We start from the raw sequence: 12,397 nt of genomic DNA on the forward strand, positions 1-12,397 counted from the left end.
GAGGCATGGCCACGCACCCGGACATCCTGCGCGCCCGGCTGGAGGACCGCGCGGACCTCCTGGAGGCCACCCGCCTGCGCTACCGCGCGCTGCGGGGCATGCTGGCGTCCTTCTTCTGGAAGGAGCGGGTGCGCGCGCAGTTCGAGCTGCTGCTGGAGGTGGCTCGCGCGCAGCCGGAGGTGGACGCCGCGCTGGCCGCGCTGAAGCGCCGCGCCGCCGCGGAAGGGTGGCCGCCGGATGCCGCGCCGATGAAGCTGATGCGTGAGGTGGAGCGCCTGCGCGAGGCCGTGCGGCGCGCGGCCTTCAAGCGGCTGCCCCCGGACGGACGGCCCGCGACGCTGGGCGAGGCGCTGCTGAAGCTGGAAGGGACGGTGCTGGAGGCGGGGCCGCTGTTGGGGCGGCACATCTGGGCGCGCGCGGTGGAGCTGCTGCCGCGCAACCTGCCGGAGCTGCGCGCCGCGTGCGCCGCCGCGGAGGTGTTCGAGCGGGTGTTCATGCGGCCCGCGCCGGAGAGGGTGTTTCCCTTCACGGTGGAGGAGGCAGAGGCGCTCCAGCGCGCGCTGCCCCTGGCGGAGGCGTCCCTGGCGGCGCTGTGGCAGCGGCTGGAGCGCTTCGATACGCGGGGGCAGGTGAAGGGCTTCCTGGCGGCCCGGGCCTCACGTGCACCGCGGCGGGTGCCGCGCAGCGGGCCGGAGCTGCTCCTGCACGCGGCGTTCTGGCGGGGCGTGGCGTGGGCGCGGCTGCGGGCCTTGCTGGAGGAGCGGCTGTCTCCGGTGGTGCCGCGAGATGACGAGGTGCCGTCGCTGCTGGTGTGGCTGGCGGCGCGGGAGGCGCGGCTCGAACGCTCCGTGCAGGAGGGCGAGGCCCGGGCCGGGGACGTGTTGGCGCAGGCGGCGCCGGGCCTGGAGGCGCCGCGCTCCTTCGCGGGCGACGCTGCGCGGAGCGGATGGCCCGCTGGGCATGCAAGCGTCGCCAGTCCGGCGCGGCTGGGCGGCATGGGCATCGATGCGGCCGGGGAGGCGCGGCTCGCCGCCTGCGAGGCGTTTGGCGAGGGCCGCGCGGGGCTCTTCGAGCTGGCCGCGCAGCTGGCGACGCTGTCGCGTGAGCGGCCCGTGGGAGCCTGGAACGAGGAGACCGCGTGGGCGCGGCTGTGGAACGCGGCGCAGCGCGCGCGGGACGAGCAGGGCCCGGACGTGGAGCGGCTGCGGGACGCGCTGCGCCTGTTCATCCTGCTGCGTGGCCAGGGGCAGACGCCCGCGCGCCTGTTCTCGCCCGAGCGGGCGCGGGTGCCCGCGGCGGAGGCAGGTTCCGACGCGGGGCCTGGCCTGAAGGACCTGCCCGCGCTGGTGCATGCCGCCCGCGCGGCGGCGTGGCGCGGGCGCTAACCGGCGCGGCTCGCCGCACCTTCGCGGGGGCGCTTGCGTCAGCGCACCTGGCAGGTGAACCGCACGCGTCGCACGCCTTCCATCATCTCCAGCGCGAACTGCGCCGACGCTGGGGCTGTCCGGAAGCCGCAGCGTGCCGCCGTCCCGCGTCGTCGTCCTTCCGGCTGTGGGTCAGCGCATCCGGCAGGGCCCAGTGCAGGTGGATGCCGGCGGGCAGCCGGAGGAAGCTCCCGGAGGGCGACGGCGAGAGGATGCTCGTACTGAGGTTGGGGCGCTCCCGGCTGAGCGGGTAGAAGTGCGGAGCTCCGCCAGAATCCTTGTAGACGAAGGGGTGCCGCCCATCGTCCGCCAGCGCTTCCCGGACGTTCGTGTCCGACGTCAGGCAGAGGGCATCCAGGTGCAGGGGGACCAGAAGTGCATTGGGCATGGCGCACCGGGGCCCGCGGCAATCGGCACGCCACGGCCGGGCCCTTCGCGCGTGCGCTCAAGCTCGCGAAATGAGGTGCGGCACGTCACGTTGCGGAGGGGCGTTGACGCGTCAGCGCGTGGGCGAACGCGTCAAGGACGCGTGGAACGTGTCACGGCGCCGTCGCGTCACGAGAATCCGTCGGGAGAACCGGGGCCCGTTGCGTCGGCGCTGGCGCCGCGCTGCAAGGGCGCAGGCCGCCCGCGTGAGGCGGGCGGCGCTTGCACGGAGGTGCGGTCGGTCACCCTGGGAGGATGGCCGCCTGTCCGGCGGAGGGCTCGAGTGTGGGCATCAGCCGCGAGGCCAGGCCGGCGAGGAGGGCGTCCTCCGTCAGGGCCACCGCCACGTCCGGCACGCCCAGCTTCTTCGTGGCGCCGCGCCGCAGGGCATAGAAGGCCCAGCTCGACGCCAGCGCCGCCACCGCGCCGAGGGCCGCCGCGGCGAGCCGCCCTCCGCGTTGCCGCTCCGCCGTCACCGAGGCCGCCGCCAGCGCGCCCGCGAGCATCCGCCCCGCCAGGGGCACCGCCATTACTCGCGCGGGCGTCTTCGGCAGCTTGTCGACGATGAACTCACCGGCCGTGAGCAGGCCCAGCACGCGCGGCGCCCAGGGATGGGCCATCACCCGCGAGAGCCTGTCCTCGCGCTGAGCGCGTGTCCGCGTCAGCCACCGGCTCGCGAGCGTCGGTGCGCTCATGCTCCGCATCCCCGCCAGCACGCCCAGCCCCAGGGCCGTCAATCCGAGTCCTCGATTCATGGCCTCTCTCTCCTCCTCCAACTGCGTTTCACGGCGTCCTCGCGCCCGCTGCGCGAAGAACTGCACCGGCGCGGTGGTCAGCGCATGGCCGGAGTGCTCCAGCTGGCCGCTCTGCGCGGGCTGCCCCACGAGCTCTGGATGCTTCCAGACGAGCTCGCGCAGCCGCACGTGTGTCAGCCGGTGCCACGCGCGCTGGTAGCGCGGCGCCACCATCGCGAAGCCCAGCCGGCTCCACCAGTTGGGGAACTGGCCGGGGCGCCAGGCGGCCTCGATGTGGAAGCGCACCTCGCCGCTCTTGTGGTCCTTCCTCAGCAGGAACCACTCGCGCCCGGCCTCGATGTGCCCATTCAGCGTCTCGAAGCTGAAGCCGAAGACGCTGCACACCTCGCCATGTTCCTGGCGCGTGTCCCCCACGCGCACGCCGCACAGGTAGCGCAGCTGCTGCCCCAGGGAGCGCAGCTCCAGCAGCACCGTGCGGCCCTGCAGCGGCTCCTTGGCGGAGAAGTGCCAGGCGACGATGCGCGGGTCGGAGAAGTCGAAGGTCTCCAGCACCTGCCGGGCGCGCTCGAAGAGGCCCCTCGGGACGGGGAGGCCCGGGGCCTCGTGGCCGAGCACGCTCCGGGAGTGGACCTGGCTCCAGCCGGCCTCCAGCGTCATCTCGCCGGAGACCTCCGGGAAGTTCCGCTCCAGCATGCGGGCCTTCGCCAGCCGGGGAACCATCTCCTCTTCCGTCCAGCCAGAGAACCAGCGCCACTCAATCATCGTCTTCAGTCTCCCTGCGCCAAGAAGGTGGGCCCGTGTTCGGCGTCTCCGCCGGGGGGCTCGTCGTCCAGCTCCGTGGTGTCCGCGTGGATGACGCCCAGCACCCCGTCGCCGGCCGTGAGCGCGGCGCGCAGCACGAACTCGGTCCAGGTGTTGGTCTGCATCGCGTCTCCAGCGGTGACGAAGCCGAGATAGTGGAACGTGGAGCCGGAGCGCGCCCGGCTGCGGATGTGGAAGATGACATCGCCGTGCGCGTTCCGGTAAGCGCCGAAGGTGATGCGGCCCGCCTCCGGGTGCCCGTGGAGCGTGCCGAGCGTGAGGCTCTGGGCGTCCTGGTGGATGACGCGCACCGCGAAGGTGCCCGCGCCCTGGATCTTCACCGTCATCTCGTCACCCAGCCTTAGCGGCTGCCCCTGGTGCGACGGGTCCTTGTGTTCGAAGACGCAGAGCTCCGCGGGTGCGAACTCGGCGAAGCGCAGGGCCACCCAGCGCATGAGCTCCGAGGGGGAGGCCCGGCTGTTCCGGATGACCGCCCAGTAGTCGCGCTGGAGCAGGGGGCCCGCGCCCGCTTCAGGGAGCTGGAGCTCGCCTGATTGGTTGGCGTCTGTGTGCATGGATTCGCTCGCCATCTCGCCCTTTTCCTCCATCGGTCACACCATGATGGGGACCTCTCCGGCGGACTGCAGGCGCGTTCTGCACGACGGGTGGGGCGTGGGACGGGCCTGCCTGCCCGTCCAGGGAGGGAGCATGCAAATGGACGTCAACCCGGCGAGCCGGGCCTCGGAGCATGACTACAAGGACGTGCCTCCGGTGGTGCGCGCGGAGCACGCGGAGTCTTCACTGACGCGCATGATTGAGCAGCAGACGGCCAAGGTGCCCTCGCACGTGTTCCTCGCCGCGAGCCTGACGGCGATGGCCGCGTCGGCCGCCCTGGAAGTCATGGGGCGCTCGCGCCCGAGCCGCTTCGTTGGCCAGTGGGTGGCGCCGCTGTTGGTGATGGGCGTCTACAACAAGCTGGTGAAGATATTCGGGTCGCGGTGAGGCGGAGTCCCTGACAAGAGAGGCGCGGACGCCTGGGAGGGGCTGGGCAGACAGGCATTGGAGTGGGCCGCCTATGCGGCACACGCATGCTGTCTGCCTCCTGCTGCTCGTCATTCCGTGGCTGGGATGTGCCTCCGTCGAGAGGCCCGCTGGAGTGCTGCTCAGCATGCACAACCGGGAGGCTGCCGACACGTCTTGCTGCAAGAGATGCAGGTGTCTCCACAGGGACACCCACGCTGACACACCTTGCAGCAAGGCCTGGTGGGCATGGTGGCCGCAGGCGTCTCCGTCCCATGGGAGGCGGGCTTCGCGCTCGTGCGCTTGGGAGCAGGCGGTGGCGCGGCCTCCATGGGGGGGGACGCAGGCGGTGCGACCGCGCTGGGCGCCTCTGCTGGAGGGCTCACGGACCGCGGGCTCTTGTACCCACCGCAGTATGCGGTCAGTCCTCCCACGAGCAGCACCCATATGATGGTGCTGCCGCATCCACTTCCCGCCTGATTCTTGGCCGCCATGCGCCCCCCTTGGAGTTGGCGATGGCGCCGACGGTAGCTCCGGCCGATGCCGCTCGACCTTCACCCCCGGGAGGTATTGAGGCGGTACTGCTTTACGCCTGCGCGTCGCGGGCGGCCAGGATCGCGTCGATGGTGCTGGCGTGCTCCGGGAGCTGCGCCCGGAGCCGCTGGAGCAGGCGGTCGAAGTCCTCGGGCGTCTGCGCGAAGCCCGCCTCACGCGAGATGTTGAGCAGCACCACCAGGGTGCTGTTCGACGGGTCCTCGTTGCCGTTGCCCATCGTCGACAGCAGCGCGTAGGCGTCGTCGCCGTGGATGCCGTAGGCCTTGAACATCTCCACCACGGGGTCGAAGTACAGCCCGTTGTTCGTGCCCTCGGTGAGCAGGCTCGGCATCTGCACGGCCAGCGCCTGCACGTCCTCCGCCGAGATTCCCAGCTCGTGCCGGAGCTCCTCGATGCGCTCCGGGTCGGCATCGCGCAGCACCTGGCTCAGCTCGGGCGAGACGCCAATCGCTTCCAGGTAGCGCTTGCGGGCATCGTTCAGCTTCGCGGCCTCGAAGGGCGCCACGGTGAGCTCGCCAATCGCGCTGATGGCCGCGCCGATGCCGCTCACCACGAACCCCACGGGGGCCGCTGGCGTCAGCTCCAGCACGGAGCCGAGGACGCCCACCGCGTCGCCGAACGCGGCGATGAGGTAGCCCGGGTTCTGCTCCTGGGCGAACTGATTGAGGTGGATGCCCAGCGCGGTGGCATTGGCCACCAGCCCCAGGGCTGGCGCGAGCTTCGCCGCGAAGGAGGCCGCGCGCGAGGCCTCCCCGACGATGGACATCGACTGCAGCACGCCCGCCGTCAGCTGAGCGCCGCGCTCGCCCGCGCTCGCCAGGCCTTGCAGCATGCCGGCGAAGTCGCCCTCCCGGCCCGCCGCGATGGCTGACACCGCGCCGAAGGCCACGCCCGCGACGGCGAGGCCGCGCATCAGGGGAGAGGCCGAGTCCCAGCGCTGCGCGAGCTGCGTCAGCCGGTCGTAGTTGCCCGCCCGCGCCTGCTGGATGGCTTCCAGTCCGTCCTTCAGGTCCCGGTAGGCCGTCGCCGCGGGCCCCTTGGCGTTCTGCAGCGGCTCGAGCAGCTCCTGCAGCCGCGCGAACGCCGTCTCCGGGTCTTCATCCGCCAGCAACTGCGCGGTCGCGTTGGCGATGCCCTTCTCCAGGACCTTCGTCTCGAAGTCACCCCAGTGGGCGACGACCTGGCCCATGGGGCTGGTGGGGTCCGCCAGGTAGCGCGCGCCCATCTCCAGCGCCACCGCCGCATGGCTGGAGTCCGCCAACAGCTCCAGGGCCTTGCGCAGCGCGGCGCCATCACCCTGCGGGTCCGCGTACGCGGCGGCCTCCATCACGGAGGCGTTGGCCTGCACGACCTCCGCGAGCCGCGCCGCCTTCGCTTCCAGGTCGTCGTAGACGGCCTTGTTCTCCGGGTCGTTGCGGTACGCGTTGATGTACGCCTGTTTCTGCTCCTCAGTGAGCAGGTCCCCCATGTCCGCGAGCTGCTGCGCCAGCCACTCGTCCCTCTTCCGGGCCTCCTCCTGCGCGGCTTCGTATTCGCTCGTCGCCTGCTCCACCTCGGACACAGCGGCATCCGCGCCCGAAGGCGGCTGGGCCACCTGGACACCCAGCGCCCCGAGCACCTCCCCCCAGACGCCCGGCGCGACCTGCGCGAAGGCCTGGAGGTCCGCGTCGTTGATGACCCCCGCGTCGCGCGCGGCCTGGAGCGCGCCCAGCAGCGCCTCGCGGTGCGCTTCACTCCCCTGGTATTCGCCCGCGCCGCTGATGATGAAGAGCCCCTCGAAGCCAGCCACCACGTTCTGGAGCTCGCCCTCGGGGCCGCTCTCGGCGAGCAGCCCGATGAGGTGGGCCTGATAGTCCGGGTCCCCCGCGTGCTCCTCCAGCAGCGTCGCTGTCAGGTAGGGCCGCGCCAGGTAGTGCGCATCCATCAGCCGCTGGAAGTCTTCCTCCGCCTGGGCCTTGGAGTCCGCGTCCAGCGCCCGCATGGCGGCGGGTGTCGCCTCAGCCACGGTGCGTGCCCGGGCATCCGAGGACAGCAGTCGTTGCAGGCTGGGGCTCTCTCCCGGCGTCCGCCGCTTGCCGGTGGTGCCTGGCGCGGAGTCGAAGAAGCGCGCCGCCTGCGCCGCGGTCAGCGTCACGGCCTGGGAGGACTCGACGGGCACACCCGGGCGCACCACCGCCGCCGCGGGCTGGCTCGGGGGGGGCGAGGCAGCGGCGGGCGTGAAGGGAGCGGCGCCTTCCAGACGAGCCCTGTTCCCGGGGCGCCGGGTGGACTCGAAATGAGACTGCGCCGCGTGCCCCGCGCCTGGAGCGGGCTTGTGCTCCGGGACGCGAGCGGGCGCCTCCGGCTTTCGTGCCACGCCCACCGCGGACGCGGTGGTCACCGGCTTCGAACCCTTGATGGTCATGCGCGTGCTCCCTGGGGGCGGAGTGCGGCCCACAGTTCAGGTATCGCCGCGCGCTCGAGAGAGTTGCCTGTGGACTCTCAATTCCTGACGAAAAGGGAGCCTGGGCTCCACGCGGGGCGGCGCATCGCAGGCGGGAGGGATGGCTCCCCCTACCTGCTCACCTCGACGACGCCCAGCGGCAATCCCTGTCCATTCACCAGCGCCTCGAAGCGGTGCGGGCCCGGGTAGTGCTTGCGCGTGGTGAGCTGCTCGAAGGAGACGCGCTTGCACAGCGCCTCCGTCTGTCCCGGCGCCAGCTCCAGCTCGCGCACCTTGAACACCTTGGGCTTCGCCTCGCCGTTCGCCTTCTGGAAGTGCACGGCCAGGTCCACCACCAGCGTCTGACGTTGCTTCGAGCGGTTGGTCACCTCGAAGTGGACCTCCACCGTGCCGCCCAGGGCCGCGCGACGGGGGAGCTTCGTCACCCGGGCCTCGATGCCCGACGGTCGCCCCGCGCCCACCACTTCCAGCGCCGCCGGCTCACCCCGCTTGATGGAGGAGCGCAGCGCGTGGCGGACCAGCCACGCGCGCTCGGGCGTCGCGTCCTTCATCCACGCCTTCGCCACCTGCACCAGCAGGGCGGGGTGGTCCTTGCCAATGTCGTTGAGGTTGTTGGCCACCGAGCGGCGCACGTACAGCTCCGGGTCGTCCTTCAGCCGCTCCAGCAGCGCGAGCACGGGCGCGGGGTCCTTCTGGAACGCGCGCAGCCGCGACGCCCACGGCAGGCGCGGCCGCGTGCCCTCCGACACGAGCCGCCGCACATGCACGCTCGGGTCCTTCGTCCACTCGCGCAGGCGCGCCAGCGTCTGCTCGGTGTGCTGCTCCAGGTAGGGGCGGATGGAGAACTCCGCGGTGAAGCGCTGGGTGAGCGCGTGCTGCGCCCGCATGGAGTCCTCGAAGTGCGCCAGGCCGTGCTCCGCCACGAACAGCGTGTGCGGCAGGTAGAAGAACGAGGACATGGCCCCGCCTTCCATCGGCTCCGCCTGGGGACCGAGCGAGCGCAGGAGCACGTCCACCGCCTCCGGATAGTCGCTCGGCAGGGCACGATGCATCGCGGCACCGATATGACGCGCCCGGTCCATGAGCGCTCGTCCGTCCAGCCCCGCCGCCGCCTCCTGGAGGAAGGTCGCGCGAGGGAAGGCCGGGGATGCCTGGTGAAGTGATGCGGCGAGCCGCTCGACGAGCCGGGCGTCGAAGAAGGTCTTCAAGGGGTCCGCCATGGTGCATGCATCCTGGCATGCGCTCTCCAGCGCACCAGCCCGATGTGCGTCCCAGGGGGCGCCGGTGGGCGGGCCAGACGGGCGCCGAAGGTGGACTGTGCAGCCCGCGGTGGCTCTGCTACGCCCTCGCCCGTGGCGACGCGAATCGGCGAGCACTGGACTCAAGACCTCCGAGGTGGGCCCAGCGCTCCGGAGGCCCGTTCATTGCGCGAACAGCTCGCCGCGGTGCCGGATTCGCTCGCGCTGCTCGAAGGCCTGTTCACCCACTCGCCCGTGCCCTACGCCATCTTCACCGCGGACGGGCACTGCCTGCTCACCAACCCCGCCTTCCTCCAGATGTTCGGGGCGGGACCGCCTCCCGAGTACAGCCTCTTCCGCGACGAGCTGCTCGTGAGGCTGGGGTACACCCAGCTGCTCATGCGCGCTGTCTCGGGCGAGCGCGTCCAGACGCCCGTCTTCTGGTACGACGTGAAGGAGCTGGAGCACGTCCGCGCGCCCGATGAGGCGAAGCGCATCGCCATCTCCTGCACCGGCTTCCCCCTGGTCTCCTCGAGCGGCGGCGTCACGCACATCGCCGTGGCCTACGAGGACATGACGGCGGAGCTGGCGGCCCGGGAGGCGGCGCAGGCGGAGCGGCGCAACCTGCTCCAGGTCTTCACCCAGGCGCCAGTGGCCATCAGCGTGCTGCGCGGCTACGAGCTGCGCTTCGAGTTCGCCAACCCGCTGCTCCAGAAGCTCATGGGCGGGCGCGAGCTGACGGGCCGCACCCAGGAGGAGGCCATCCCGGACCTGTCCCCGGAGCTGCTGAGCCTCCACCGGGGCGTGCTGGAGACGGGCGAGAAGGCCGTCGCGCAGGAGTGCCCCGTCACCATCGACTACGAGGGCCACGGCCGCGTCGAGACGAAGTTCTGGAACATCATCTTCGAGCCGCTGCGCGACGAGCGTGGCCTGGTGGACGGCCTGGTGACGTTCGCCTTCGACGTCACCGAGCAGGTGCTCGCCCGCCAGGCGGTGGAGAGCCAGCAGAAGTGGCTGGAGGCCGTGCTGGACCTGATGCCCATGCCGGTGGTGATGGCCGACCCGAACACCGGCGACCTCAACTTCTCCAACGCCGCGGCGGACCGGCTCTACGGCCGGAGCATCCCCAAGGACGTGCCTGCGTCCGCGTACGGCGAGCACTTCCACGTGACGGACCTGGAGGGCCGGCGGCTGCGCGTGGACGAGATTCCCTCCAACCGCGCCGCCCGCGGCGAGCGGCTGGATGGACTGGAGGTCCACTGGCACACGCCCGCGGGCCAGTACTTCCTCAGCATCTCCTCGGAGACGCTGCCGGCCATGCATGGCCACCCGTCCTCGGTGGTGATTCCCTTCCTGGACATCACCCGCCTGAAGACGGTGGAGCAGCACCTCCAGGAGGCCGTGCGCGCCCGCGACGAGTTCCTGTCCGTGGCCAGCCACGAGCTCAAGACGCCGCTGACGTCGCTGGGGCTGCGGCTCCAGTCGCTCGTGCGCGCCGTGCAGGCGGACCCGTCCTCCTCGCTGGCGCAGCGCCACGGCCGCGAGGTGGAGGCCATGCGCCGGCAGGTGACGCGCCTGTCCAAGCTGGTCGACGGGCTGCTCGACGTGTCCCGCATCAGCACCGGGCGGCTGAAGATGCAGTACGAGCCGGTGGACCTGCCCGCGCTGGTGCGGGAGGTCGCCGCGCGCTTCGAGCTGGAGGCCGTGCGCTCGGGCAGCGAGCTGCACGTCACCCAGGCGGAGGGCTTCACCGGCACCTGGGACCGGCTCCGGCTGGAGCAGGTGGTCTCCAACCTGCTGTCCAATGCGCTCAAGTACGGCGCGGGGACACCCATCCACATCGACGTGGCGCCCGGCGGGCTGGGAGCCCGGCTGTGGGTGAAGGACCAGGGCATCGGCATCAGCCCGGAGGCCCACGCGCGCATCTTCCAGAAGTTCGAGCGCGCCGTGTCCGAGCGGAACTACGGCGGCCTGGGCCTGGGGCTGTACGTGACGCGCACGCTGGTGCAGGCCATGGGGGGCACCATCCAGGTGGACAGCCGGCCCGGCGAGGGTGCCACCTTCGTGGTGGAGCTGCCGCTCCAGCCGGAGAGATAGGTCCCCCTCCGGAGGGCGGAGAGGTTATACGGAGGGGGCCGTGCGCCTCCTCGCGCTTCACGTCCACGACTTCCGGAACCTCCCCCAGGTCCAGCTCGCGCCCAGCGCCCACGCCACCATCGCCGTGGGACAGAACGGGCAGGGCAAGACGAACCTGCTGGAGGCCCTCTACTTCCTCGCCACGCTCAAGCCCCTGCGCGCCGGGCGGCTGTCAGAGCTGGTGCGCTGGGGCTCGCAGGGCGCGCGGGTGACGGGCCGCTTCCTCCTCAAGGGCGCCGAGCGCGAAATCTCCGTGGAGGTGGGCGGGGGCACGCGCCAGGCGTTCGTGGACGGGAAGAAGGCCTCCAGCCTGGAGGACTACTTCGGCGGCGTGTCCGTGGTGGCCTTCACGCCGGATGACCTGGAGGTGGTGAAGGGCGGACCCGACTCGCGGCGCGGCTTCCTGGACCGGGCGGTGTTCAACCGCTTCCCCGCCTTCCTGCGCGAGAGCCGCGAGTACGCGCGCGCGCTGAAGAACCGCAACCGCCTGCTGCGCGAGGGACACGCGGTGGACGCGGTGTACCTGGAGGCCTACGACGAGACGCTGGCGAAGGCCGGCGCGCGCATCTACTCGCGGCGGCGCGCGCTGATGGCGGAGCTGGCGCCCCGGGCCCAGGCGACCTTCGCCTCCATTGGCCGCACGGTGGACCCGGCCGCGTACGGCTACCGCCCCGCGCACCTGGACGGGGACTTCGCCAACGCGGACGAGGCGACGCTGGCCGCCATGCTGCGCGAGTGCCTCTCCGCGCGCCTGCGCCGCGACATGGAGCGCGGCTTCACCTCGGTGGGCCCCCACGCGGATGATGTGTCGGTGACGCTGGGGGGGCGCAGCGCGCGGGCCTACGCGAGCCAGGGCCAGCAGCGGGCGCTGGTGCTCGGCTGGAAGATTGCCGAAATCGAGAACCTGGAGGCCGCGATGGGCTTCCTGCCGCTGCTCCTGCTGGACGACGTGTCGAGCGAGCTGGACCCCGAGCGCAACGCGTACCTCATGGGCTACCTGGCCCGGAGCGGCGCGCAGGTGGTGCTCACCACCACGGACGGCTCGCTGGTGCGCGGCGCGGCGGCGGAGGACACGTTGTGGCTGGACGTGCACGCCGGGCAGGTGGTGGTGCGCGCGGCGGACGCGGCGCCGACCGCCGGCTGAGTCACGGCGTCGCGCGCCGCCGGTGCCAGGGCCAGTGGACGTGGAAGCGCTTCCCCGTGTGGTGCGGCACCGCGTCTCCCGACACGTGCTCGAAGAAGGGGAAGCGGTACTCCGCCCAGAGCACGCCGTAGCCCACGGCGAAGAGGAAGGTCGCGATGGGCAGCCAGAAGGGCGTGCCCACGGCCAGGGCGATGACGGTGAGCACCAGCAGCACCACGCCCATGCCCAGCGACAGCTCGCGCAGCCGCTTCGATTCGCTGAAGGCCATTCCCATGGAGATGACCGACAGGAGCAGGACGGAGACGGCCAGCCAGTAGCTGTGGCGCGTGTACAGGTTGGCGATTCCCAGCAGGAAGAGGCCAAAGCCGAAGACCGCGAGTCCGCCATCCATGTGTGTCCTCCTTGTCTCGTGCGTGGGGACGCGCTGCGTTCCACGGCTGGCGCGTGTCGGGACA

Annotated in this window: 10 protein-coding genes; 4 read left to right on the forward strand and 6 right to left on the reverse strand. The window is 71.8% G+C overall.

The window, feature by feature from the left end; all coding sequences use genetic code 11:
- Nucleotides 1-5 precede the first annotated feature (5 nt).
- A complete protein-coding gene (locus VZL07_RS15600) occupies nt 6-1,385 on the forward strand; it encodes a hypothetical protein (RefSeq protein ID WP_426756331.1) in 1,380 nt (459 codons plus the stop codon).
- 82 nt (nt 1,386-1,467) lie between these two features.
- On the opposite strand, the gene VZL07_RS15605 is transcribed toward VZL07_RS15600, so the two are convergent.
- The 3 genes from VZL07_RS15605 to VZL07_RS15615 all read right to left on the reverse strand — a co-directional run bounded on the left by VZL07_RS15605 (nt 1,468) and on the right by VZL07_RS15615 (nt 3,996).
- A complete protein-coding gene (locus tag VZL07_RS15605; protein WP_426756332.1) occupies nt 1,468-1,812 on the reverse strand; it encodes a hypothetical protein in 345 nt (114 codons plus the stop codon).
- A gap of 280 nt (nt 1,813-2,092) precedes the next feature.
- Nucleotides 2,093-3,367 carry a DUF1990 family protein gene (locus tag VZL07_RS15610; protein ID WP_426756333.1) on the reverse strand — a complete coding sequence of 425 codons (1,275 nt, stop codon included), beginning with the start codon at nt 3,365-3,367 and terminating at the stop codon, nt 2,093-2,095.
- A 5-nt stretch (nt 3,368-3,372) separates the two neighbouring features.
- Nucleotides 3,373-3,996: a DUF1990 family protein gene (locus VZL07_RS15615; protein ID WP_426756334.1), complete on the reverse strand. Its 624-nt coding sequence runs from the start codon at nt 3,994-3,996 to the stop codon at nt 3,373-3,375.
- Nucleotides 3,997-4,114: 118 nt separating this feature from the next.
- On the opposite strand from VZL07_RS15615, the gene VZL07_RS15620 reads away from it, so the two are divergent.
- The gene (locus VZL07_RS15620) at nt 4,115-4,408 is read left to right on the forward strand and encodes a hypothetical protein (RefSeq protein WP_426756335.1); all 294 of its coding nucleotides are present in this window, start codon (nt 4,115-4,117) and stop codon (nt 4,406-4,408) included.
- Between the two features lie 604 nt (nt 4,409-5,012).
- Here the strand turns inward: VZL07_RS15620 and VZL07_RS15625 are convergent.
- Entirely contained in the window at nt 5,013-7,385 is a 2,373-nt protein-coding gene (locus VZL07_RS15625) for a hypothetical protein (RefSeq protein WP_426756336.1), read from the reverse strand.
- A gap of 149 nt (nt 7,386-7,534) precedes the next feature.
- Nucleotides 7,535-8,644 (reverse strand): DNA alkylation repair protein, encoded by a 1,110-nt coding sequence (locus tag VZL07_RS15630; RefSeq protein WP_426756337.1) that lies wholly within the window; start codon nt 8,642-8,644, stop codon nt 7,535-7,537.
- A 204-nt stretch (nt 8,645-8,848) separates the two neighbouring features.
- Here VZL07_RS15630 and VZL07_RS15635 point away from each other — a divergent pair, with 204 nt between their 5' ends.
- A complete protein-coding gene (locus VZL07_RS15635; protein ID WP_426756338.1) occupies nt 8,849-10,759 on the forward strand; it encodes an ATP-binding protein in 1,911 nt (636 codons plus the stop codon).
- 40 nt (nt 10,760-10,799) lie between these two features.
- Nucleotides 10,800-11,942, forward strand: a complete 1,143-nt coding sequence (recF, locus tag VZL07_RS15640) for a DNA replication/repair protein RecF (RefSeq protein ID WP_426756339.1) — start codon at nt 10,800-10,802, stop codon at nt 11,940-11,942.
- 1 nt (nt 11,943) lies between these two features.
- Here recF and VZL07_RS15645 read toward each other — a convergent pair whose 3' ends face one another.
- On the reverse strand, nt 11,944-12,333 hold the full coding sequence (locus tag VZL07_RS15645) for a hypothetical protein (RefSeq protein ID WP_426756340.1): 390 nt from the start codon (nt 12,331-12,333) through the stop codon (nt 11,944-11,946).
- Nucleotides 12,334-12,397 lie beyond the last annotated feature (64 nt).

The sequence above is a fragment of the Pseudomyxococcus flavus genome, assembly GCF_050038885.1.
Taxonomy (GTDB): domain Bacteria; phylum Myxococcota; class Myxococcia; order Myxococcales; family Myxococcaceae; genus Myxococcus; species Myxococcus flavus.